This window comes from Porticoccus sp. (assembly GCF_965660005.1).
Classification (GTDB): domain Bacteria; phylum Pseudomonadota; class Gammaproteobacteria; order Pseudomonadales; family Porticoccaceae; genus Porticoccus.
The window spans coordinates 1-22874 of sequence record NZ_CBFHYF010000008.1 but is presented as its reverse complement, the minus strand read 5'-3'; the positions used below and the strand labels follow the sequence as shown (position 1 = coordinate 22874).

Below are 22874 nucleotides of genomic sequence, written 5' to 3'. Positions count from 1 at the left end.
TATGAGTATATGCAGTAAAACAACCACTTTTTTCAGCCTACTCCTGCTGGGCCTTGCTTTGGCATTGCCGGCAAGCTCAGAAGAGGTGGCGCTCGATCATATTGTCGCCGTGGTTGACGATGACGTGGTCATGGCCAGCGAGCTTGAGGAGCGGGTAGCTGACATCTATGCACGACTGAAAAACAGTGACACCGAAATTCCCTCCGAGGATGTGCTGATTCCACAGGTTCTTGATCGCCTGATTCTGGAACGCCTGCAGCTTAGCCGTGCACAACGCATGGGCGTGCGCATCAGCGACGAGGAGGTCAGCCAGGCCATGGAAAGAATGGCAGAAAGCCGGAAGCAGACAGTTGCAGAAATGGTCGAGGATGCACATCGGAGCGGCATCGACCCGACATCGCTTAGACAGCAACTACGCAATGAGCTTCTCATCAACCGGGTTCAGGAAAGTGCTGTTAACCGCCGTATCTACATCAGCGAACAGGAAGTAAATAATTTTCTGGTCTCGGAAGAGGGTCAACAATGGTCATCGCCGGATGTCAACCTTGGTCACATTCTGTTGCCTCTGTCTTCAGGAGCCCCTCGCGAGGATGTAGCCAGGGTAGAACAGAAGGCTCGTGAACTCTATGAAGAACTGCAGAATGGTGCAGATTTCAAAAGCCTGGCAATTGCCAATTCAGGCGCACAGGATGCACTTCAGGGGGGGGATCTCGGCTGGCGGAAAACAACCCAGCTGCCCGGCATTTTTGTCAGCGCCGTGGACAAACTGGCCCCCGGCGAAGTTAGCATGCCGATTCGTAGTGACGCCGGCTATCATCTGCTCAAGCTCTATGATCGCCGGGGTGGCGACGAGCAAATTGTCCAGCAACACAAAGTCCGTCATATTCTGCTCAAACCTAACGAGATTCGCAGTGAAGACGATACCAAGGCCATGCTGGAAAACATGCGTGCCGATATCATCAACGGTGCCGACTTTGCTGAAATAGCCAAAAAGCACTCTGAGGATATCGGTACATCCCTGGGAGGCGGGGATCTCGGCTGGTCCCTCCCGGGACAATTCGCACCGCAGTTTGAGGAAACCATGACCAGTATTGATACGCTGGACGTCAGCGAACCTTTTCGCACTCAGTTTGGCTGGCATATCCTGCAGGTAACCGAACGTCGCCGCCAGGATTTCAGTGACGAAATAAAACGTCGTCAGGCTGAAAACATCATCCGAAGACGCAAGTTCGATGAAGAGCTGCAAATCTGGATGCGGGAAATACGTGACGAGGCATTTGTAGACATCAAATTGTGATCAGACTTGCTATCACACCGGGTGAGCCAGCGGGCATCGGTCCCGATCTGATTATCAAATTGGCACAGCGCCCAAATGCTGCAGAGCTGGTCGTGTATGCAGATCCGGATCTGCTCCTGGCTCGAGCCAGAGAATTAAACCTTCCACTACGATTGCGGCTATTCTCTATTGACCTTCCCCCCTGTCCACTAACGGCCGGGGAGCTCGTTATCAGACCGGTTGAACTTTGCCTGCCCGCCAAACCCGGTAAACTCGATTCGCGCAACGCCCTTTACGTATTGGAGACCTTGAACACCGCACTTGCAGATTGCCAACAAAATATTTGTCAGGCACTGGTCACCGGTCCGGTGCACAAAGGCATCATCAATGATGCAGGTATTCCGTTCACGGGTCACACCGAATTTCTGGCGGAAAAAACCCGCACAGACAAGGTCGTCATGATGCTGGCTGCCGAGGGGCTACGGGTGGCACTGGCTACAACACATCTGCCGCTTAGCCAGGTGCCCGGACAGATTACACAAGCGGGTTTAACCGAGACAATTGCTATTTTGCATAGGGATCTACAGCAGAAATTTGGTCTGCAAGCACCAAGAATACTGGTGTGTGGACTGAATCCCCATGCAGGCGAGGGTGGCCACCTTGGCATGGAGGAAATTGAGGTGATAGAACCTGTACTGGCCAAGCTGCGCAGTCTGGGAATGCATCTTGAGGGCCCCCTGCCAGCAGACACCCTGTTCACGCCAAAGTATCTGAAGCGGTGTGATGCCGTACTGGCCATGTATCACGACCAGGGTTTACCCGTACTCAAATACATGGGGTTTGGCAAGGCGGTCAATATCACGCTCGGGCTACCTATTATCCGCACATCTGTGGACCATGGCACAGCACTGGATCTGGCGGGGACGGAACTTGCCAGCACTGGCAGTCTGACCGCAGCCATCGCCACGGCCACCAGCATGGCAAATACCTGCCGATGAACCGGGGTGAACCTTATCAACACCAGGCCCGCAAGCGGTTTGGCCAGAATTTTCTGGTCAATCATCATGTGATCGATAAAATCATTGCGGCCATTGCTCCAAAACCGGGACAAAACATTATCGAAATTGGCCCCGGCCACGGAGCCATCACTGAGCCGATATTGGCGAAATGCCCCTCGCTCAAAGTGGTGGAGCTGGATCGTGATCTGATACCTATCCTCAGAGAAAAATTTGTCGACTACCCGGATTTTCAGATTCACCAGGGGGACGCACTGAAAACCGATTTCGCTCAGTTTTATCAGCCTGGTCAGGCAATGCGTATTATTGGTAATCTGCCCTACAACATATCAACACCGCTGATTTTCCATTTGCTGGGTTTCAGTCAGCAGATCGAGGATATGCACTTCATGCTACAAAAAGAGGTAGTGGATCGATTGGCAGCCTCACCCAACGACAAGAGCTATGGCAGGCTTAGTGTGATGGTGCAGTATTACAGTCATGTACAGCCGTTGTTTAAGGTTCCACCAACGGCTTTCAGGCCGACACCAAAGGTGGAATCCGCTATTGTTCGACTGCTGCCGTACAGTCAGCCACCCATCATCGCTAACGACCTGAAGTTACTGACCAAACTGGTTAGCGCCAGCTTCCAGCAACGGCGGAAGACCATGCGCAACACTCTGAAACATATGCTCGACTCAGTTCAGCTTGAGCAACTTGATATTGATATATCACTTCGCCCACAAAATCTTAGCGTGGCGGATTTTGTTCACCTCAGCAACCAGATAGGAGCGCTGCAATGAACCGGATTGTCGTCGAGGTCACGCCAGAGTATCTTCCTGGACAATCCGAACCAGGCAACCATAAATTTACTTTTGCGTACCATATTGCTATACGCAACCTGGGGGATACAACAGCTCAACTGATCAGTCGTCACTGGATCATCACGGACGGCAACGCCAAGGTTAAAGAGGTTCAGGGGCCTGGAGTGGTAGGCGAAAAACCACTGATTGCCCCCGGTGAATCTTTCCAATACAGCAGCGGTGTCGTCCTGGATACCCAAGTGGGCACGATGGAGGGCAGCTATCAAATGGTGAGCGACCAGGGAGAACCGTTTGATGCTCCGATACCGGCCTTTCTGTTATCTGTCCCCGGAACTGTGCATTGACCATCTATGCAGTAGGTGACCTGCAAGGCTGCCTGAAGCCACTGCAGCAACTGCTGAAGAAAGTCCATTTTGAACCTGGCAAAGACTGCCTGTGGTCGGTGGGAGATATCGTTAACCGAGGGCCTGATTCGCTCGATACCTTGCGTTTCTGCCACCAGTTGGGAACATCCTTCCAAATGGTATTGGGCAACCACGACCTGCACTTGCTGGCCATCGCTCACGGCGTGCGTGCGCCCAACCAAAATGACACACTGGAACCTATCCTGAAGGCCCCGGACCGGGATCAATTGCTCAACTGGTTGCAGTTACAACCCCTTGTGATCGCAAAGGACAACTGGTTGATGGTTCATGCGGGAATTCCGCCACAATGGAGCCGAGATGAAGCGCTGACACTGGCAAGTGAAATCGGCCGGGTTCTTCGGCAACCGGAACAGGCAAGCGCATTCTTTCAAGCCATGTATGGTGATCAGCCCGACCAGTGGAATGACCGGCTCAGCGGCCAGATACGCTGGCGCCTGATCACCAACTATTTCACACGAATGCGTTTCTGCTCGGCATCGGGGCAACTGGAACTTCGCAGCAAATTACCACCAAACGAGCCACCGCCTGGCTATGCGCCATGGTACAGCCACCCGCATCGAAGGGCCCGCCAATCGAAAATCATTTTTGGCCACTGGGCGGCCATGCAGGGACAACCTTGCGGCAGCAACCTGTTTCCGATGGATACTGGTTGTGTCTGGGGCGGCCCAATGCGATTGATGAACCTGGATACCGGCGACTGCCTACACCAACGTTTATAAAAAATATCACTTTGTGGCAACCCATTTCAGATCAACAGTGAAGCCGCTAGAATAGTGCCCTGATTTTGCAACCAACCCATAAATGATAATGACACGGTAACGCAAATGATTCGCTCTCTGTCCAACCTGTTTACCCGTATTATGCAGCGCTGGATGCCCGATGCCTTTATCTTTGCCATTTTTCTGACCTTTATTGTTCTTCTGGCGGGTATTTTGGGTGAAACACAACGGCCATCCGATATGGTTCACTTTTGGGGGGATGGCGTCTGGAACCTGCTGGTATTTTCCATGCAGGTTACTGTTACGCTGGTCACTGGCAGTGTGTTGGCGCAAACTGCGCCGGTAAAAAAACTGCTGCGATCACTGGCCTGTCTGGCCAAGACCCCCGGCCAAGCCATCATTCTCATGACCACAATCGCATTGATTTGTGGCTGGATAAGCTGGGGGTTCGGACTGATCACCAGCGCCTTGCTGGCGCGGGAAATTGCACGCCATGTCAGGGGCGTTGACTACCCTCTTCTGGTGGCATCGGCCTACTCGGGAATGGTGATCTGGCATGCAGGACTGTCCGGCTCAATCCCACTGAAAATTGCCGTGGCGGATGGTGACATCATCAGCAAATTGATGGGCGAGACCTCAATCCCTCTGTCAGAGACAATCTTCAGCTGGGAGATTCTCCTCATTTGCCTGGTGATGCTGGTAACATTGCCTGTTGTCTTCAGACTGATGCTGCCGCCAGCCAGCGATATCCGTGAGGTTACCCCGGAACAGATGGGCCTCAGCGAAGATATTCCCATCAGAATCGATACCCCCGCAGACCGGATTGAGCACAGCCGATTGCCTACTCTGATGCTCGGCATACTGGGCTGCGCCTACCTGTTTGAATTTTTTAGTCACGGCGGCAGTCTTGGGCTGAATACCGTCAACTTTGTCTTCCTAGTCATGGGGCTACTACTACACCGCTCAGCGAAAAGCTACCTCGCTGCTGTCAACGAGGCGGTAAAAGGCCTGTCAGGTATTGTATTGCAATTCCCACTTTATGCCGGAATCATGGGTATGATGGCCCAATCCGGCCTGGCGGCATCGGTATCTGAATGGTTCATCAGTATTTCCAATGAACACACGTTTAACCTGTTCACTTTCCTCAGTGCTGGCGTGATGAATTTTTTTATCCCTTCCGGCGGCGGACAGTGGGCGATCCAGGCACCGATTGTCATTCCTGCCGCACAATCACTCAACATTCCGCTAAATCAGGCTGCCATGGCTGTCGCCATGGGTGATGCCTGGACGAATATGATCCAGCCATTCTGGGCCCTGCCTTTATTGGGCATTGCCAGGTTGGGTATCAAGGATATTATGGGTTACTGCACCGTGGCCCTACTCTGGTCAGGCCTTGTCTACGGCACAGCACTGTTGTTACTGTTCTGACTGGCTGGCAACTAACCTGCCTACTGCGCAGACACGACATCAAGTACGGGATTACCCGGGTATTTCTATTCAAGACAAAGTGGCAGAAAATAGCCGGAGCACAAACAGGCACTTTACCCGAGGTATCCCGTGTCACAATATTGGCCGCTGAAAAACCAATGGAGTCAGGTTTCCCTCCGCGATACGACGGACAATACCCAAAGGGAATATGAATATCACCTTGATGATTTCAACGTACCTCCGTTGGTTCGCTGTTATCATGGAGTCCGATTTTAACTCACAGCGCACATTACTCTCTGCAAGAGCACTATCAATCATTATGAAGACTTTCACGACCGCGCTTTTTTTTATGCTGGCAAGCTGTCCTGCCACGGCCAGTATAATCCCTTATTTCAGATTGGAAGATGGCCACACTAACTGGCAATACGTTGCCAATTGGTCCAGTGGCATCTTTATAATTTTACTTTCCATTACCGTTGTGACGCTTTTTTTCAGTCGTAGGCAGGCACATCAGGCCAACAAGGCGCTGGAAATCATACGCCAGGAACTTGAGCAACGTGTCAGGGAGCGTACGGCCACGCTGGATGAGTCGAATCGCCTGTTGCAAAAAGCCAACGTTCTGCTGCAGGGAGAAATTGTCCAGCACCGGGAAACAACCAGCCGACTCCGATCCTCGGAAGCTTACATAAAGGACGTGTTGAGCTCGATGCCACTGATGCTGATCGGTTTGACCGAAACCGGCAGCATCACACAATGGAACCGTCGCGCAGAAGAAATTACCGGTATCCCGTCAGCACAGGCGCTGACTAAAAATCTGTGGCAAACCTACCCCACCATTACCTTGTCGAGGGACCAGGTAAAAAAAGCATTAAATGACAAGAAACCAGTCACCATCAAACACAGCCAGCGGGGGCAGTACCATTTCGACATCACGATTTACCCGTTGCGCAATCAGGCAGAAACCGATGCTGTCATCCTGATTGACGATGTCACGCAACACATTCTTACATCAAATATGCTTATCCAGCGCGACAAGATGTCCTCCATGGGGGAGCTCGCGGCAACCATGGCCCATGATATCAATGCCCCGTTGCAGGTCATTCTGAATGACCTGCAAACCGCGTACCGGCTACTGCAAAACAATCCGGAGAGTCTCCCCTGGGCAGATAATTTAACGGGTTTACTGGAGGATGCAGACCATCAGGGGCAGCAGGCGCTGGCTGTTATTAACAACTTGCTGGACTTCTCAAAAAGTCGGGGAGGAGAAAAACGGCTGGCAGACATCATAGAGATTATCGAGCACACTATCGAGCTGGCCAATGACGTACTTTCCGTACCGTCTGGCCTGCGCTTCCGGGAAGTGACCATAGAGAGACACTACAGTCAAAACCTCCCGGAGATTCCCTGCTATGTATCAGAACTGCAGCAGGTATTTCTCAGTCTCTTCCGCCATGCATGTCATGCACTGGGACAAGTGAATAAACCTGGGCACTCTCCGGTCATCCGTATTCAGATCATCGTTTGTTACGACATGCTCTGGATCAAGGTCCAGCACAACGGATTAGGCATAAGCTACGAAGAGCAGCAGTATATCTTTGAACCTTTCTTTACCAATAAAGCAGGCAAATCATCCGCAGACGACTACGAAGCTGGCAAGCGCCTATCATTCTCGCACTTCATCATCACGGAGCAACACAAAGGGCAGCTCGCTGTTACCTCAGATATGAATGTTGGAACCACTTTTCATATACAGCTGCCGTTGACCTAACCAGGTTTGGCATCAACTGCGATAGCCATCAGGGTTACCCAGCTGCCAGCGCCAGCTGTCCGCCATCATTTCAGGCAGCCCACGAGAGGCTGTCCAACCGAGTTCTCTCTCCGCCTTGGACGTATCGGCCCAACATTCCGCAATGTCTCCTGCCCGGCGCGGTGCCACCTTAAAAGCCACCGTTTTCCCACTGACGGATTCAAATGCCCTGATCATTTCCAGTACGGAATAGCCTTTACCCGTTCCCAGGTTCCATGTGTGGCAACCCGGTGCGGCACTGCTCTGGGCAAGATAATCCAATGCACGGACATGCCCCTCGGCCAAATCCGTTACATGAAGATAGTCACGGATACCCGTTCCATCGACGGTTGGATAATCTGAGCCAAATACCGAGAGGACAGGTAGTCGACCAATTGCCACCTGTGAAATGTAGGGTAATAAATTATTTGGAATACCGTTGGGATCTTCACCAATCAAACCACTCGGATGAGCGCCAACCGGATTGAAGTAACGCAACAACCCAATCTGCCAGGTGTTTGATCCTGTGAGCTGCTCCGCACTGACCAAATCGCGGAGAATCTCCTCAACCATCAGTTTTGAGCGCCCATAGGGGTTTGTGGCACTGAGCGGAAAATTCTCCTTAATAGGCACTGTAGTCGGGTCACCATAAACCGTAGCAGACGAACTGAAAATCAGCAGACTAACCTGATGTTTCTGCATGGCTTCACATAAAGTCAATGCCCCAGCGACGTTATTTCGGTAGTACAAAAGTGGCTTTTCACAGGATTCACCAACCGCTTTATAGCCGGCGAAATGCATCACTGCATTGATCGTATGGCTATTAAAAATATCGTCCAGAATCCGGTGATGGTTGACATCACCTTCAAACACCGGGAAATCCTTCCCGGTAATTTGCTTGACCCGATCCAGCGACTTGATGCAACTATTTGAAAAATTGTCCAGCACAACAATATCATGGCCCGTTTCAAGCAGCGCAACACAGGCATGACTGCCAATATAACCCGCCCCTCCAGTGACCAGAACCTTCATTGCAACACTCTGTATTTGTAAATTGGCATCAATTATCCCACAGTCCAGAAAAATAACTATTGTGCGCTTTTCAGGCCGTTGGGAAACGGCATAAAAAAAGCCGGACATCTGTCCGGCTTTATATCTGGGCAAACAACAGTGGTCAATTATTCCTCGTCAACATCAACCGGCTCAACGTCAGGACGGTCTACCAGCTCCACATAGGCCATCGGCGCCGCATCACCAGAACGCAAGCCACACTTAAGAATGCGAATATAACCGCCAGGGCGACTCTCATAACGGGGGCCCAGCTCTGAAAATAATTTGCCCACAGCAGACTTGCAACGCAAACGGTCAAACGCCAGACGCCGATTGGCAACGCTATCTTGCTTTGACAGAGTGATCAGGGGTTCAGCGAAACGCCGCAACTCTTTTGCTTTTGGCAGTGTTGTTCTGATCAACTCATGTTCGACCAGAGAGGTCGTCATATTGCGAAACATGGCGCGACGATGAGCACCAGTACGGCTTAATTTGCGGCCACTAAGACGATGACGCATGATCTTATACTTCCTTTAAAATGTTGCTGTTAACCCAGCAAATACTCTATGCAACGGCAGCAGTTAATCTGCAACCGTAATCTAATTACACGTGTTCCGTGCCAGAACGCAGGCTCGCAGGTGGCCAGTTTTCCAGACGCATACCCAGTGAGAGCCCACGAGATGCCAGTACATCCTTGATTTCAGTCAGTGATTTTTTACCGAGATTTGGCGTTTTGAGCAACTCAACCTCGGTGCGCTGAATGAGATCACCAATGTAATAAATACTCTCTGCTTTCAAGCAGTTCGCTGAACGAACTGTCAGCTCCAGATCATCAACCGGACGCAATAGAATCGGATCTACTTCTTCCTCTCGCTCTACTGGCTCAGATAGACTTTCGCTTTCCAAATCGACAAATACAGCCAGCTGTTGTTGCAAAATGGTAGCTGCACGACGAATAGCTTCTTCAGGATCAATGGTTCCGTTGGTCTCGAGGTCCAGCACAAGTTTATCGAGGTCAGTGCGCTGTTCCACACGGGCGCTTTCAACAACATAGGCGACACGGCGAACAGGACTAAAGGTCGCATCCAACTGAAGGCGGCCTATCGAACGTGTCTCATCTTCGTCATTGGTACGGCTATCGGCAGGCTGATAACCACGCCCCTTTACAATGTGTAACTGCATATTCAAAGCAGTATCACCCGTAATCGTGGCAATCAAGTGGTCAGGGTTTTTGATTTCTACAGAATTATCTACCTGAATATCACCGGCTGTCACAACGCCTTTGCCTTTTTTGCTCAGGGTGAGAGTAACATCGTCTTTATCATGCAGAACAATAGCAACATCCTTGAGATTCAGAAGTATTTCAATGACGTCTTCCTGAACACCCTCGATACTACTGTATTCGTGTAAGACACCATCAATCTCAACCTCAACAATGGCCGCCCCACCCATAGACGACAACAGAATGCGACGCAACGCATTACCCAGTGTATGACCAAATCCGCGTTCCAGGGGCTCTAACACCACTTTAGCGCGGGTTGGACCCAGCTCTGTTACGTCAATATTGCGTGGTGTCAAAAAATCATTTACTGATGTCTGCATATCTGTACCTTAAGATGGGGTCGCTTAACTGCTCTCAGCCTTCAGTTCTTTACTTGGAGTAAAGCTCAACAATGAGATTTTCATTGATTTCGGCAGGGAGATCACTGCGCGCTGGATTGCGTTTGAAAACACCTTCCAGTTTGTTCGCGTCTATTTCCATCCAGTCAACCAAACCTCGCTGCGTAGCAATTTGCATCGCAGACTGAATACGCAACTGTTTTTTACATTTTTCACGAATGCTCACCACGTCGCCATCCATTACTCTATAAGAGGGAATATTGACTTTTTTTCCATTCACCAGAATGGAATTGTGAGCCACAAGCTGGCGGGACTCTGCGCGTGTGGAGCCGAAGCCCATACGATACACAACGTTATCAAGGCGGCGCTCGAGGAGTTGCAGCAGATTTTCACCGGTTGCACCTTTTATGCGGGCCGCTTCTTTGTAGTAATTGCGAAATTGTTTTTCCAACACACCGTAAAGTCGACGAACTTTTTGTTTTTCGCGTAACTGAACACCATAGTCAGAAAGACGACCACGACGCTGACCGTGTTGGCCAGGTGCGCTTTCTGCGCGACACTTAGACTCGAGAGGGCGGATACCACTCTTGAGAAAAAGATCCGTGCCTTCGCGACGGGAAAGCTTACAAGTCGGTCCAAGATATCTTGCCATTAGTTAACTATCCTCGTTATACCCGACGTTTTTTCGGCGGACGACAGCCGTTGTGCGGGATCGGTGTCACGTCGGTGATATTGGTAATTGTGAAGCCTGCATTATTCAGTGCGCGCACGGCAGACTCACGACCTGGACCCGGGCCTTTTACCTGGACATCCAGATTTTTCAATCCGTATTCCTGGGCAGCAACGCCAGCACGTTCAGCCGCGACCTGAGCAGCAAATGGGGTACTTTTCCGTGAGCCACGGAAACCGGAACCACCAGACGTGGCCCAGCTCAGAGTATTACCCTGACGATCAGTAATCGTTACGATGGTATTGTTGAATGAGGCATGAATATGTGCCACACCGTCAACAACCGTCTTTGTAATCTTTTTACGAGTGGTTTTTTGTCCAGGCTTTGCCATTTGTCTTTCCTATCGCTTGATGGGCTTGCGAGGGCCTTTACGGGTACGCGCATTCGTTTTGGTGCGTTGACCACGTAGCGGCAGTCCGCGACGATGACGGAGACCACGATAACAGGCGAGATCCATCAACCGCTTGATGCTCATACTAACTTCGCGACGCAAATCACCTTCTACAGTGCGATCTCCAACAGCATTACGCACAGCATCCATTTGCTCATCGCTGAGGTCAGAAATCTTTACGTCTTCGGCAATACCAACCTGGGCACAAATGGCGCGGGCTGAACTACGACCAATCCCGAAAACATAGGTAAGTGAAATCACCGCATGTTTATTATCAGGGATGTTGACACCGGCAATACGGGCCATCATTTTACTCCACTTTTATGTTTAACTGCCGTCTACCTGTTTTAACAGCCCGAAGGGCTGGCCAAAAAGGCGCAAAAGCATAGCGTTGACGGCATAAAAAATCAATAACTCTGTACGACTAACCCTGCCGCTGTTTATGGCGTGGTTCTGCGCTACAAATCACCCTCACAACACTTTTGCGTTTAACAACTTTACAGTTGCGGCACATTTTTTTTACCGAAGCACGCACTTTCATAGGAACACCTCAACTTCAACTAGCGAATTCCGCTGCCAAAACCTTTCAGATTCGATTTTTTCATCAGTGATTCGTACTGACGAGACATCAAATGAGACTGGACCTGAGCCATGAAATCCATGGTAACAACGACTACAATCAGCAATGATGTGCCACCCAGATAAAAAGGCACATTAAAATAAATATTCAGAAATTGTGGCAACAAACACACTGCCGCCATATATAAACCACCTACCAGTGTCAGTTTGGTCATTACACCATCGATATATCTGGCGGTCTGCTCGCCGGGGCGAATACCGGGTAAAAATGCACCACCTCGTTTGAGGTTATCTGCCATATCTTTTGGATTGAACATCAACGCCGAATAGAAAAAGCAGAAGAAAATAATCAGCGCCGCAAACAGCAGCACATGTAACGGTTGACCTGGACCAAGAAATAACGCCACATCCTGCAACCAGTCCGGACTGTCTTCACCCTGTCCAAACCATTGCGCTACAGACGCAGGGAACAACAAAATACTACTGGCGAAAATAGCCGGAATAACACCTGCCATATTCACTTTCAAGGGAAGATGACTGGTTTGAGCCGGACCACGCCCCGGTTGCCGCTGCGCATAATTCACGGTGATACGGCGCTGTCCACGCTCGACAAACACCACAAAATAAACAACCGAGATTGCCAGGATACCCACAACCAAAAGAGCGAGAATATGCAGCTCACCTTGCCTGGATGACTCAAATGCCTGCCCAATAGCAGAGGGGATCCCCGCTGCAATACCGGCAAAAATCAGCATCGATATACCGTTACCAACGCCCCGCTCTGTGATCTGCTCACCGAGCCACATCATGAACACCGCACCGGTCACTAATGACACTACAGCGATAAAATAAAAGCTGAAGTCTGCAGAAAAAGCCAACCCTTGACCCGCCAAGCCTACAGACATACCGATGGCCTGAACCGTGGCAAGCAGCACAGTGCCATAGCGCGTGTATTGGTTGATTTTGCGGCGGCCGGCGTCACCTTCTTTTTTTAGCTGCTCAAGTGAGGGCGTTACCGCAGTCAACAGCTGCATGATGATCGATGCAGAAATATACGGCATGATACCCAGCGCCAGGATGCTCATCCTCTCCAGCGCACCACCGGAAAACATATTAAATAGACCGATGATTGTTCCCTGATTCTGACTGAAAAGATCAGCCAAACGATCAGGGTCAATACCCGGTACCGGGATATGAGTACCGATACGGTAAATCACCAATGCTATGAACAAAAAGCGAAGGCGAGCCCAAAGCTCGCCCAGACCTTTAGTGTTGCCCTGCGGCATGTTTCCGGGTTTTGCCATCAGGCTCTACTCTTCAACTTTGCCGCCAGCTGCCTCTATAGCAGCACGAGCACCTTTGGTTACGCGCAACCCTTTGACAGTGACAGGTCGATCGACTTCACCGGACATGAAAACTTTGGCGCGGGTAATCGAGCCATTAATCAAACCTGCAGCACGCAAAGCCGAAATATCGACCAAGTCACCGGAAACGCTGTTCAATTCACTCAATCGAATTTCAGCTGTTACGCGTGAAATACGGGAAGTAAAACCATATTTTGGTAAACGCTTTTGCAAGGGCATTTGGCCGCCTTCAAACCCCGGGCGAACGCGACCACCCGAGCGAGCTTTCTGGCCTTTGTGGCCACGACCAGCAGTTTTACCTAAGCCACTGCCGATGCCTCTACCGACACGCTTGCCTTCCTTGATTCTGCCTGGTGCGGGACTTAGCGTATTCAGACGCATGCTTACTCTCCCTCAACCTTAACCATATAGTGAACTTTGTTAATCATGCCACGAACCGATGGTGTATCTTCGACCTCGACGGTGTGATTGATGCGGCGCAAACCCAAGCCCGCAACACACGCCTTATGGGCTGCAAGACGGCCATGTACGCTGCGCACCTGAGTAACTTTGATTTTCTTAGCCTTTGTCATGGTAAAGCTTCCGTTTTGTACTTAACGCAGCAACCGCTGCAGTTAATTCAGTATCTCTTCTACGCTCTTGCCGCGCTTCGCCGCCACCGTTTCTGGTGAACTCATTTCTTGCAGTGCTTTGAATGTTGCGCGGACGACATTGACCGGATTTGTAGAGCCATAACATTTTGCCAATACGTTTTGTACACCGGCAATTTCCAGTACAGCACGCATTGCACCACCTGCAATAACCCCTGTACCGTCCGAGGCAGGCTGCATATAGACCTTGGATGCCCCATGGTTTGCCTTAGTCGGGTACTGGATAGTCGTCCCCTTCAAGTCCACCTGGATCATGTTCCGGCGGGCAGCCTCCATGGCTTTCTGAATGGCCTGCGGCACTTCGCGAGCCTTGCCGCGACCAAACCCTACTTTTCCATTACCGTCACCAACCACAGTCAATGCGGTGAAACCGAAAATTCGACCACCTTTGACGGTTTTGGCGACCCGGTTAACCTGAACCAGCTTTTCCTGCAGCCCTTCTTCACCGGCTGATGTATCTCTCTGATCTCTAGACATAACGATAAACCTTTAGAATTCCAGACCGGCTTCACGGGCAGCATCAGCCAGTGCTTTAACACGTCCGTGATACTTGAAACCACTCCGGTCAAATGCAACCTGAGTGACACCTGCCTGCTTGGCTCGTTCCGCAATCAGCGCGCCAACACCTTTCGCAGCATCTGTATTGCCGGTTTTACCAGCGCGCAGCGATTTGTCCAGCGTTGAAGCGCTGGCCAGAACCAGGCCACCACAAGGCGATATAACTTGCGCGTAAATGTGACGCGGTGTTCTGTTCACACAGAGACGATTCGCACCCAGTTCCTGTATCTTGCAGCGGGCACGACGTGCACGACGCAAACGTGATTGTTTCTTGTCGCTCATGATCTTGACCTACTTCTTCTTCGCTTCTTTTCGACGTACCTGCTCGTCCGCATAGCGAACACCTTTGCCCTTGTAAGGCTCCGGAGGACGGAAGGCACGTATTTCTGATGCCACCTGTCCAAGCAGCTGCTTATCGGCCGCCTTCAATAAAATTTCTGTCTGACTTGGCGTCTCCACTGAAACACCTGCAGGCAATTGGTATTCAACGGGATGAGAGAAACCCAGCGTCAAATTGATCTTGTTGCCCTGTGCTTGCGCACGATAGCCGACACCAATTAACTGTAGTTTCCTGACAAAACCCTCACCGACGCCCAGAACCATATTGTTAACCAATGAGCGGGTTGTTCCGGCCATGGCATTGGCCTGCTTGCTTCCGTCGCGCGCAGCAAAAGTCAACAGGTTGTCTTCCTGCTTGATTTCTACAAGCTGACTGACGGCCAGGGAGAGGGCATTCGAGCCACTCTTGACCGAAATTTCATTAGTGCCGAGTTTTACTTCCACACCAGCCGGTATGGTAACCGGGTTTTTTGCAACTCTAGACATCTCGACTATCCCATTAGAAAACTGTGCAGAGAACCTCACCGCCAATACCGGCAGCGCGAGCGGCTCTATCAGTCATCACACCCTTGCTTGTGGAGACGATAGCCACTCCCAGTCCACCTCGAATACTTGGCAGCTTGCCTGAACCTGAATACTGACGAAGGCCCGGTCTACTGTAGCGAGTAATCGACTCGATCACCGGCTTTCCTTCGAAATATTTCAGAGTCAAAGTCAGTTCCGGTTTGGCACTGTCCGCAACACTGAAATCAGTAATGTAGCCTTCATCCTTCAAAACTTGGGCAACGGCCACTTTCAGTTTGGCGGACGGCATAGTGACAGATTTCTTTGCCGTCATCTGCGCGTTGCGGATGCGGGTCAACATATCTGCCAGGGTATCTTGCATACTCATCTGTTTAATTCCTCAATTCGCAACGCTGCTTACCAACTCGCCTTGACCAGGCCTGGGACATCTCCGCGCATGGCAGCTTCGCGAAGCTTGTTGCGGCACAGACCAAATTTACGGTAGACACCATGAGGGCGACCGGTTTGACGACAACGACGCTGCTGGCGACAGGGACTGGCATTACGTGGCAGTTGCTGAAACTTCACCTGGGCATCCCAGCGCTCTTCATCAGGAAGAGTGGAATTGTAAATAATTGCCTTTAATGCAGCACGCTTTTCAGCGTATTTCGCAACAATACGTGCACGCTTTTTTTCGCGCTCGATCATGGATGTCTTTGCCATATAACTTACCTCAACCTTTCAGCGGAAAACTGAATGCCCGGAGCAGAGCCCGGCCTTCATCATCATTGCGGGCAGTGGTGGTAATGGTGATATCCAGCCCACGCAACGTATCCACTTTATCGTACTCAATTTCGGGGAAAATAATTTGCTCGGTGACACCCATGGAAAAATTCCCATGTCCGTCAAAGGATTTCGGGCTGATACCCCGAAAATCCCTCATTCTGGGTATCGCCAGGGATATCAGACGCTCGAGAAATTCGTACATACGGTCACTCCGCAGGGTCACTTTGCAACCAATAGGCCAACCTTCACGAACCTTGAACCCGGCAATTGACTTGCGCGCTTTAGTGATGACCGGCTTTTGGCCAGCAATCAACGTCATGTCCGCCACCGCATTTTCCAGTGCTTTCTTGTCTCCCAGGGCCTCACCCACGCCCATGTTCAGCGTGATTTTAGTGATCTTTGGCACTTGCATTACATTTGCCAGACCCAGCTCATCTTTAAGCTTGGCAGCAATTTCACTCTTGTAGACTTCTCTCAGCCTTGCCATGTCAGTTTCCTGTCAAATTAGGCGTCAACGGCTTCGCCGTTGGATTTAAAAACACGAACTTTTTTACCGTCTTCGAGCACTTTGAAACCCACACGGTCCGCCTTGCTGGTTGCGTGATTATAAATTGCAACGTTGGAGGGCTGAATCGGAGCCTCTTTCTCGATAATTCCGCCAGCAACATTCATCTGGGGATTCGGCTTTTGATGTTTTTTGACGATATTCACACCGGAAATCAAGAGACGACCGTCAGCCTGTACTTTCAGTACCTTGCCACGCTTGCCTTTATCTTTACCGGCAGTCACGATGATTTCGTCATCACGTTTAATCTTGCGCATAACCCTTTCCTCGCCCCCTGCCTTACAGAACTTCAGGTGCCAGTGAGATAATTTTCATGAAGCGTTCGCCACGCAATTCGCGTGTAACCGGCCCAAAAATACGGGTACCAATTGGTGCGAGCTGCTGGTTCAACAGAACGGCTGCATTGTCATCAAACTTGATCAGACTGCCATCCTGGCGGCGAACACCCTTACGCGTACGCACCACAACTGCGTTCATTACCTGACCTTTTTTTACCTTGCCACGGGGTATGGCTTCCTTGACAGTCACTTTAATAATGTCACCCACGCTGGCGTAGCGGCGATGTGAACCACCCAAAACCTTGATACACATCACACGACGAGCACCACTGTTATCAGCCACATCCAGATAGCTTTCTGTCTGAATCATTGTCTCTCTCCGAACCCGTTACTGCTGCGTGCCGATTTAAACTTCGGCCGCACGCTCATCAATCGTGACCAGCGTCCAGGATTTTGTTTTGGACAGTGGACGAGTTTCTGCAATCGTCACCAAATCACCCTGACGACAATCGTTACTTTCATCATGAGCTTTAATTTTGGTGGACTTGCTCACGATCTTTCCATAAACCGGGTGTTTGACCCGGCGCTCGATCAGCACAGTGACCGATTTGTTCATCTTGTCACTAACAACTCGACCAGTGAGCGTGCGAGCATTTTTTTCTGCTTCACTCATCTTAGTTACCCGCTTTTTCATTCAGCACTGTCTTGATGCGCGCAACATTAACACGCGCTTCCTTGACTTTGTGACTCTGACCCAACTGACCAGTGGCAGCCTGCATACGGAGCTTAAATTGCTGCTCCAGCTGCCTGCTCAATTCCAGATTCAGTTCTTCAACTGTTTTTTCACGCAATTCGATGGCTTTCATTACATTACCGACCGTCTAACAAAGGTGGTTTGAACCGGCAACTTGGCTGCCGCAAGCGCAAACGCTTCACGGGCGATCACTTCAGAAACACCTTCCATTTCATAAAGTACTCTGCCGGGCTGAATTTGAGCGACCCAGTATTCGACGCCACCCTTACCTTTACCCATCCGCACTTCAAGTGGTTTGTTGGTAATCGGCTTGTCGGGAAAAACCCGAATCCAGATTTTGCCACCACGTTTGATGTGACGGGTCATGGCACGACGGGCAGATTCGATCTGGCGCGCAGTCAAACGACCACGACCTATGGCCTTCAGGCCAAATTCGCCAAAGCTTACCTTGCTACCGCGCAATGCCAGACCACGGTTGCGGCCTTTGTGTTGCTTACGGAATTTTGTACGTTTCGGTTGCAGCATCTCGCTTGACCCTTAACTCGCAAACTTACTTCTTTTTAGCCGGTGTTTTTTTGGCAGGCGCTTGCACCGCCTCTTCACCGCCAATCACTTCGCCCTTAAAGATCCATACTTTTACGCCAATGATGCCGTAAGTAGTAGAGCCTTCTGCAGTACCGTAATCTATATCGGCACGCAGGGTGTGCAGGGGAACACGACCTTCGCGATACCATTCTGTACGGGCTATTTCAGCACCGCCCAGCCGTCCGCCTACCTGAATCTTTATGCCTTTCGCACCCTGCCGTATGGCATTTTGTACCGCACGTTTCATGGCGCGACGAAACATAACGCGACGCTCCAATTGCTGGGCGACATTCTGAGCGACCAAGGTTGCATCCAGATCCGGCTTACGAACCTCTTCAATGTTGATATGCACGGGAACACCCATTTGCGCAGAAACTTCATTGCGCAGTGCCTCAACATCTTCGCCCTTCTTGCCAATCACAATACCTGGTCGGGCAGTATGAATCGTAATTCTTGCCGTTTGCGCAGGGCGTTCAATTTCGATACGACTGACAGAGGCATGAGCAAGTTTTTTATTGATAAACTCGCGAACACTCAGATCGGCGTTTAGCTTGTCGGCATAATCTTTCTGTCCGGCGTACCAGATAGAAGTATGTTTTTTAACAATACCCAGACGGATGCCTGTTGGATGTACTTTCTGACCCATTAAACGGTCTCCTCGTCTGCAACTTTCACTGTAATGTGACAAGAGCGTTTGAATATGCGGTCAGCACGACCCTTGGCACGAGGTTTGATGCGTTTCATGGTGGTACCCTCGTCGACAAAAATTGTCGAGACACGAAGCTCATCAACATCCGCGCCTTCGTTGTGCTCGGCATTTGCAATAGCAGACTCGAGCACTTTTTTAATAATGGCCGCACCTTTCTTGGCACTGAAAGCCAATATATCCAGCGCTTCCTCTACAGGCTTGCCGCGCACCTGATCAGCCACCAGACGCGCCTTCTGCGCCGACAACTTGGCTCCGCGTAATTTTGCTGCTACTTCCACAGTCATCTACCTCTTAAACACCAGCTTAACGCTTGGCCTTTTTGTCCGCAGCGTGGCCGCGATAAGTGCGAGTAGGGGCAAACTCACCTAACTTATGCCCCACCATTTCCTCATTCACCAACACGGGGACGTGTTGACGACCGTTGTGTATGGCAATGGTCAAGCCAACCATATCCGGACTGACCATCGAACGACGCGACCAGGTTTTGATCGGACGTCTGTCATTTTTTTCTAGGGCCTCATCAACTTTTTTTACAAGGTGAAGGTCGATAAAAGGTCCTTTTTTGAGAGAGCGTGGCACTATATTTTCCTCTTCTCTATCAATTACTTACCGCGACGACGCACAATCATATTTGTTGTACGCTTGTTTTTTCTGGTCTTGTAACCTTTGGTTGGTATACCCCAGGGAGTCACCGGATGGCGCCCACCGGATGTGCGCCCTTCACCACCACCATGCGGGTGGTCAACGGGGTTCATAACCACACCGCGAACCGTGGGGCGAACACCGCGCCAACGGGATGCCCCGGCTTTACCCAGTGAGCGCAGACTGTGCTCACTGTTTGAAACTTCACCAATGGTCGCACGGCAATCCACAGGGACCTTACGCATTTCACCGCTGCGCAGGCGCAGGGTCGCGTACTGCCCTTCCCGGGCAACCAGTTGTGCAGATGCTCCGGCACTGCGAGCCAGTTGCGCACCCTTTCCGGGCTTCATCTCAACACAATGGATGACACTACCCACCGGAATGTTTCTGAGCGGAAGAGTATTTCCCACCTTGATCGGAGCACTGGAACCAGACTGGATCACATCCCCGTCTTTCAATCCTTTCGGAGCAATGATGTAGCGGCGCTCACCATCGGTATAGCAAACCAACGCGATGTAGGGCGTACGGTTAGGATCATATTCCAGACGCTCAACTTTTGCCGGAATACCGTCTTTTGCGCGTTTGAAGTCAATGACTCTGTAATGTTGCTTGTGGCCACCACCGATATGGCGGGTTGTAATACGGCCATTGTTATTGCGGCCACCCGTTCTGGTTTTTTTCTCCAGTAACGGCGCATAGGGTTCACCCTTATGCAGGTTCGGATTGACAACACTGACAACAAATCGGCGACCGGGAGACGTTGGCTTTCTCTTTACAACTGGCATCTCAACAACCCCTTATTCAGCAGCTACCGCAAAGTCAATATCTTGACCCTGCGCAAGGCGTACGTACGCTTTTTTCCAGTCCGAGCGCTTGCCCAACCCGAAGCGCGTGCGCTTGGTCTTACCCTTGACTTTGGCGACACGAACATCCATCACCACCACATCAAACAACTTCTCAACAGCCGCTTTTATTTCAGGCTTGGTTGCATTCGTGGCAACCTTGAAGGCAACCTGATTTTGACTATCGGCAGCGATGGAGGTTTTTTCAGTAATGTGCGGACCCAACAACACTTTAAAGATGCGTTCTTGTTTCATACCAGCATCTCCTCAATCTTTTTCAGCGCCGGCACTGTGACCAGCACTTTCTCAAAGTGAATCAGACTGACAGGGTCGACACCAACCGCATCGCGTACGTCAACTTTATGCAGGTTTCGCGAGGACAAATACAGGTTTTCTGTCACCTCTTCCGTCACAATCAGCACATCCTGAACGCCCAACTCACCCAACTTCTGTATCAGCACTTTCGTCTTTGGCTGATCCACTTCGAATGACTCTACCACCACCAGGCGGTCCTGCCGGGCCAGCTCTGAAAGAATCGACCTGAGAGCAGCCCGATACATTTTCCGGTTCAGTTTTTGCGAATGATCCTGTGGTTTGGCGGCAAACGTTACACCACCGGTACGCCAGATAGGTGAACGGATGGTACCAGCACGAGCACGACCCGTACCTTTTTGACGCCAAGGCTTCTTGCCGCCACCACTGACTTCAGAACGGGTTTTTTGGGCCCGCGTACCCTGACGGGCACCCGCCAGGTAAGCAGTCACTGCCTGATGCACCAGATCCTGATTAAATTCTTTACCAAACGCGGCCTCAGAAACCTCAATAGTTCCTGCGCTGCCTTTGGGAGTAGCTATCGTTAATTCCATCGGCGATCCCCTCAGCCCTTCACAGCAGCACGAATGATCACGTCACCACCCGGCGCACCGGGTACAGCACCTTTGATAAGGAGCAAGTTACGTTCAGCATCTATACGGACAATTTCGAGATTCTGCGTGGTAACACGCTCGGCACCCATGTGCCCAGACATCTTCTTGCCCTTGAATACACGACCGGGCGTCTGACACTGGCCGATTGAACCGGGAGCACGGTGTGACAATGAATTACCGTGCGTGGCATCCTGCATGCTGAAATTCCAGCGCTTGATAACGCCCTGGAAGCCTTTACCTTTGGAAGTACCGGTAGCATCGACTTTCTGGCCTGCCTCGAACTGCTCAACCGTAATGCTGCCACCCACTTGTAAATCAGCTGGCAAATCCCCGACGCGAAACTCCCAGGATCCTCTGCCCGCCTCAACACCGGCTTTGGCAAAATGCCCAACCTGAGACTTGCTGACACGAGAAGCACGACGAGCTCCGGTAGTCACCTGCACAGCAACGTAGCCGTCAGTATCATCGGTTTTGATTTGGGTAATACGATTGGGCTCCGCCTCTATCACAGTGACCGGAATAGAAGCGCCGTCCTCAGTAAACACACGTGTCATGCCGCATTTGCGACCGACTATACCAATAGTCATTTGTCTAACCTCATAGTGTACGGGGCTATTACCCGCTATGGCCGCCCATTTCAGAGCGTTACACACGCCCTGCTTTGGCAGGACATGGGTCTTTCGATACCGCTTATGTCAGGCTGATTTGAACCTCAACACCAGCGGCCAGATCCAGCTTCATCAAAGCATCAACAGTTTTTTCTGTCGGCTCGACAATATCCAACAGTCGCTTGTGAGTGCGGATTTCATATTGATCGCGAGCATCTTTGTTCACGTGCGGCGAGATCAAAATAGTAAAACGTTCTTTGCGAGTTGGCAGAGGAATCGGGCCGCGAATCTGCGCTCCGGTACGCTTTGCTGTCTCAACAATTTCTTGCGTGGAAGCATCGATCAGTTTGTGATCAAAGGCTTTCAGGCGAATACGAATGCGTTGATCCTGCATGGAATCAAACTCCAACTATCTAAAGAGCCATCGAATCCCGCACACCGGGACCCGGAAAAAAGGAGGCGAGATTCTAAGGCTGCCCCCAATCTCTGTCAAGATAAATCCTGAATACTCCAGGAGATTTTTATCTACTGCCGATCAACGGCTTTGCGATAAAAAAGGGGCCACAGGGACCCCTGCAATCAAAATAGCTGTTTGATCACTCAATCACTTTAGCGACCACACCGGCACCGACGGTACGACCACCTTCGCGGATCGCAAAGCGCAGCCCGTCTTCCATCGCAATCGGCGCAATCAGTGTCACTACCATCTGGATGTTGTCTCCCGGCATCACCATCTCAACACCCTCAGGCAACTCACAGGCACCCGTTACGTCCGTGGTACGGAAGTAAAACTGCGGACGATACCCCTTGAAGAACGGCGTGTGACGCCCTCCCTCGTCCTTGGACAGCACATAAACTTCCGCTTCAAACTTCGTGTGCGGCTTGATGCTGCCAGGCTTGCACAGTACCTGCCCACGCTCAACGTCGTCTCGCTTGGTGCC

The 22874-nt window shown here is 50.9% G+C and carries 36 protein-coding genes and 1 pseudogene; 7 read left to right on the top strand and 30 right to left on the bottom strand.

What is annotated here, in order from left to right:
* Position 1: 1 nt before the first annotated feature.
* From ACTF5G_RS03455 to ACTF5G_RS03425, 7 genes are all read left to right on the top strand, one after another.
* The gene (locus ACTF5G_RS03455) at positions 2 to 1297 is read left to right on the top strand and encodes a peptidylprolyl isomerase (protein WP_438951421.1); all 1296 of its coding nucleotides are present in this window, start codon (positions 2 to 4) and stop codon (positions 1295 to 1297) included.
* Positions 1297 to 2274, top strand: coding sequence for a 4-hydroxythreonine-4-phosphate dehydrogenase PdxA (gene pdxA / locus ACTF5G_RS03450; RefSeq protein ID WP_438951459.1), 978 nt, complete (start codon positions 1297 to 1299; stop codon positions 2272 to 2274). The genes ACTF5G_RS03455 and pdxA overlap by 1 nt, the downstream gene beginning before the upstream one ends.
* Entirely contained in the window at positions 2271 to 3074 is an 804-nt protein-coding gene (gene rsmA, locus ACTF5G_RS03445) for a 16S rRNA (adenine(1518)-N(6)/adenine(1519)-N(6))-dimethyltransferase RsmA (protein ID WP_438951420.1), read from the top strand. The genes pdxA and rsmA overlap by 4 nt, the downstream gene beginning before the upstream one ends.
* Positions 3071 to 3439 (top strand): Co2+/Mg2+ efflux protein ApaG, encoded by a 369-nt coding sequence (apaG, locus tag ACTF5G_RS03440; protein ID WP_438951419.1) that lies wholly within the window; start codon positions 3071 to 3073, stop codon positions 3437 to 3439. Before rsmA ends, apaG begins: the two co-directional genes overlap by 4 nt.
* Complete coding sequence (locus ACTF5G_RS03435; protein ID WP_438951418.1) at positions 3436 to 4239, top strand: symmetrical bis(5'-nucleosyl)-tetraphosphatase; 804 nt, start codon at positions 3436 to 3438, stop codon at positions 4237 to 4239. The genes apaG and ACTF5G_RS03435 overlap by 4 nt, the downstream gene beginning before the upstream one ends.
* 105 nt (positions 4240 to 4344) lie before the next feature.
* Positions 4345 to 5667 (top strand): short-chain fatty acid transporter, encoded by a 1323-nt coding sequence (locus ACTF5G_RS03430; protein ID WP_438951417.1) that lies wholly within the window; start codon positions 4345 to 4347, stop codon positions 5665 to 5667.
* A 319-nt stretch (positions 5668 to 5986) separates the two neighbouring features.
* Positions 5987 to 7435: a two-component system sensor histidine kinase NtrB gene (locus tag ACTF5G_RS03425; RefSeq protein WP_438951416.1), complete on the top strand. Its 1449-nt coding sequence runs from the start codon at positions 5987 to 5989 to the stop codon at positions 7433 to 7435.
* 12 nt (positions 7436 to 7447) lie between these two features.
* Here ACTF5G_RS03425 and galE read toward each other — a convergent pair whose 3' ends face one another.
* From galE to tuf, 30 genes and pseudogenes are all read right to left on the bottom strand, one after another.
* Positions 7448 to 8485, bottom strand: a complete 1038-nt coding sequence (galE, locus tag ACTF5G_RS03420) for a UDP-glucose 4-epimerase GalE (RefSeq protein WP_438951415.1) — start codon at positions 8483 to 8485, stop codon at positions 7448 to 7450.
* A gap of 146 nt (positions 8486 to 8631) precedes the next feature.
* A complete protein-coding gene (rplQ, locus tag ACTF5G_RS03415; protein WP_438951414.1) occupies positions 8632 to 9021 on the bottom strand; it encodes a 50S ribosomal protein L17 in 390 nt (129 codons plus the stop codon).
* Positions 9022 to 9106: 85 nt separating this feature from the next.
* Positions 9107 to 10105 carry a DNA-directed RNA polymerase subunit alpha gene (locus ACTF5G_RS03410; protein ID WP_438951413.1) on the bottom strand — a complete coding sequence of 333 codons (999 nt, stop codon included), beginning with the start codon at positions 10103 to 10105 and terminating at the stop codon, positions 9107 to 9109.
* Between the two features lie 49 nt (positions 10106 to 10154).
* Positions 10155 to 10775, bottom strand: coding sequence for a 30S ribosomal protein S4 (rpsD, locus tag ACTF5G_RS03405; protein ID WP_438951412.1), 621 nt, complete (start codon positions 10773 to 10775; stop codon positions 10155 to 10157).
* A 16-nt stretch (positions 10776 to 10791) separates the two neighbouring features.
* On the bottom strand, positions 10792 to 11184 hold the full coding sequence (gene rpsK / locus ACTF5G_RS03400) for a 30S ribosomal protein S11 (RefSeq protein ID WP_438951411.1): 393 nt from the start codon (positions 11182 to 11184) through the stop codon (positions 10792 to 10794).
* Positions 11185 to 11193: 9 nt separating this feature from the next.
* On the bottom strand, positions 11194 to 11550 hold the full coding sequence (gene rpsM / locus ACTF5G_RS03395; protein ID WP_438951458.1) for a 30S ribosomal protein S13: 357 nt from the start codon (positions 11548 to 11550) through the stop codon (positions 11194 to 11196).
* Between the two features lie 118 nt (positions 11551 to 11668).
* On the bottom strand, positions 11669 to 11785 hold the full coding sequence (rpmJ, locus tag ACTF5G_RS03390) for a 50S ribosomal protein L36 (protein ID WP_081890805.1): 117 nt from the start codon (positions 11783 to 11785) through the stop codon (positions 11669 to 11671).
* A gap of 19 nt (positions 11786 to 11804) precedes the next feature.
* Entirely contained in the window at positions 11805 to 13127 is a 1323-nt protein-coding gene (gene secY, locus ACTF5G_RS03385) for a preprotein translocase subunit SecY (protein WP_438951410.1), read from the bottom strand.
* Positions 13128 to 13133: 6 nt separating this feature from the next.
* A complete protein-coding gene (gene rplO, locus ACTF5G_RS03380) occupies positions 13134 to 13568 on the bottom strand; it encodes a 50S ribosomal protein L15 (RefSeq protein WP_438951409.1) in 435 nt (144 codons plus the stop codon).
* Positions 13569 to 13570: 2 nt separating this feature from the next.
* Entirely contained in the window at positions 13571 to 13759 is a 189-nt protein-coding gene (gene rpmD / locus ACTF5G_RS03375; RefSeq protein ID WP_438951408.1) for a 50S ribosomal protein L30, read from the bottom strand.
* A 42-nt stretch (positions 13760 to 13801) separates the two neighbouring features.
* Complete coding sequence (gene rpsE / locus ACTF5G_RS03370; RefSeq protein WP_438951407.1) at positions 13802 to 14314, bottom strand: 30S ribosomal protein S5; 513 nt, start codon at positions 14312 to 14314, stop codon at positions 13802 to 13804.
* A 12-nt stretch (positions 14315 to 14326) separates the two neighbouring features.
* Positions 14327 to 14677 (bottom strand): 50S ribosomal protein L18, encoded by a 351-nt coding sequence (gene rplR, locus ACTF5G_RS03365; protein ID WP_438951406.1) that lies wholly within the window; start codon positions 14675 to 14677, stop codon positions 14327 to 14329.
* A 9-nt stretch (positions 14678 to 14686) separates the two neighbouring features.
* Complete coding sequence (gene rplF / locus ACTF5G_RS03360; protein WP_438951405.1) at positions 14687 to 15220, bottom strand: 50S ribosomal protein L6; 534 nt, start codon at positions 15218 to 15220, stop codon at positions 14687 to 14689.
* A gap of 13 nt (positions 15221 to 15233) precedes the next feature.
* Positions 15234 to 15626 (bottom strand): 30S ribosomal protein S8, encoded by a 393-nt coding sequence (rpsH, locus tag ACTF5G_RS03355; protein ID WP_438951404.1) that lies wholly within the window; start codon positions 15624 to 15626, stop codon positions 15234 to 15236.
* 29 nt (positions 15627 to 15655) lie between these two features.
* Positions 15656 to 15961 carry a 30S ribosomal protein S14 gene (gene rpsN, locus ACTF5G_RS03350; protein ID WP_438951403.1) on the bottom strand — a complete coding sequence of 102 codons (306 nt, stop codon included), beginning with the start codon at positions 15959 to 15961 and terminating at the stop codon, positions 15656 to 15658.
* Positions 15962 to 15971: 10 nt separating this feature from the next.
* Positions 15972 to 16511, bottom strand: a complete 540-nt coding sequence (gene rplE / locus ACTF5G_RS03345) for a 50S ribosomal protein L5 (protein ID WP_438951402.1) — start codon at positions 16509 to 16511, stop codon at positions 15972 to 15974.
* 17 nt (positions 16512 to 16528) lie between these two features.
* Complete coding sequence (rplX, locus tag ACTF5G_RS03340; protein WP_438951401.1) at positions 16529 to 16846, bottom strand: 50S ribosomal protein L24; 318 nt, start codon at positions 16844 to 16846, stop codon at positions 16529 to 16531.
* A 22-nt stretch (positions 16847 to 16868) separates the two neighbouring features.
* Complete coding sequence (rplN, locus tag ACTF5G_RS03335; protein ID WP_036858663.1) at positions 16869 to 17237, bottom strand: 50S ribosomal protein L14; 369 nt, start codon at positions 17235 to 17237, stop codon at positions 16869 to 16871.
* A gap of 36 nt (positions 17238 to 17273) precedes the next feature.
* Positions 17274 to 17540, bottom strand: a complete 267-nt coding sequence (gene rpsQ, locus ACTF5G_RS03330; RefSeq protein WP_438951400.1) for a 30S ribosomal protein S17 — start codon at positions 17538 to 17540, stop codon at positions 17274 to 17276.
* A 1-nt stretch (position 17541) separates the two neighbouring features.
* Positions 17542 to 17733 carry a 50S ribosomal protein L29 gene (rpmC, locus tag ACTF5G_RS03325; protein WP_438951399.1) on the bottom strand — a complete coding sequence of 64 codons (192 nt, stop codon included), beginning with the start codon at positions 17731 to 17733 and terminating at the stop codon, positions 17542 to 17544.
* Complete coding sequence (gene rplP, locus ACTF5G_RS03320; RefSeq protein ID WP_438951398.1) at positions 17733 to 18146, bottom strand: 50S ribosomal protein L16; 414 nt, start codon at positions 18144 to 18146, stop codon at positions 17733 to 17735. The genes rpmC and rplP overlap by 1 nt, the downstream gene beginning before the upstream one ends.
* Positions 18147 to 18171: 25 nt before the next feature.
* Entirely contained in the window at positions 18172 to 18852 is a 681-nt protein-coding gene (gene rpsC, locus ACTF5G_RS03315; RefSeq protein WP_438951397.1) for a 30S ribosomal protein S3, read from the bottom strand.
* Positions 18852 to 19193, bottom strand: a complete 342-nt coding sequence (gene rplV / locus ACTF5G_RS03310; protein ID WP_438951457.1) for a 50S ribosomal protein L22 — start codon at positions 19191 to 19193, stop codon at positions 18852 to 18854. The genes rpsC and rplV overlap by 1 nt, the downstream gene beginning before the upstream one ends.
* Positions 19194 to 19218: 25 nt before the next feature.
* Complete coding sequence (gene rpsS / locus ACTF5G_RS03305) at positions 19219 to 19494, bottom strand: 30S ribosomal protein S19 (protein WP_438951396.1); 276 nt, start codon at positions 19492 to 19494, stop codon at positions 19219 to 19221.
* A gap of 23 nt (positions 19495 to 19517) precedes the next feature.
* A complete protein-coding gene (gene rplB / locus ACTF5G_RS03300; protein WP_438951395.1) occupies positions 19518 to 20342 on the bottom strand; it encodes a 50S ribosomal protein L2 in 825 nt (274 codons plus the stop codon).
* Between the two features lie 12 nt (positions 20343 to 20354).
* Positions 20355 to 20654 carry a 50S ribosomal protein L23 gene (gene rplW, locus ACTF5G_RS03295; RefSeq protein WP_438951394.1) on the bottom strand — a complete coding sequence of 100 codons (300 nt, stop codon included), beginning with the start codon at positions 20652 to 20654 and terminating at the stop codon, positions 20355 to 20357.
* Positions 20651 to 21265, bottom strand: a complete 615-nt coding sequence (gene rplD / locus ACTF5G_RS03290; protein WP_438951393.1) for a 50S ribosomal protein L4 — start codon at positions 21263 to 21265, stop codon at positions 20651 to 20653. The genes rplW and rplD overlap by 4 nt, the downstream gene beginning before the upstream one ends.
* An 11-nt stretch (positions 21266 to 21276) precedes the next feature.
* Positions 21277 to 21912, bottom strand: a complete 636-nt coding sequence (gene rplC, locus ACTF5G_RS03285) for a 50S ribosomal protein L3 (protein ID WP_438951392.1) — start codon at positions 21910 to 21912, stop codon at positions 21277 to 21279.
* A 103-nt stretch (positions 21913 to 22015) separates the two neighbouring features.
* Positions 22016 to 22327: a 30S ribosomal protein S10 gene (gene rpsJ / locus ACTF5G_RS03280; protein WP_036861018.1), complete on the bottom strand. Its 312-nt coding sequence runs from the start codon at positions 22325 to 22327 to the stop codon at positions 22016 to 22018.
* A gap of 202 nt (positions 22328 to 22529) precedes the next feature.
* A pseudogene (gene tuf, locus ACTF5G_RS03275) lies at positions 22530 to 22874 on the bottom strand (elongation factor Tu); the annotation flags it as partial.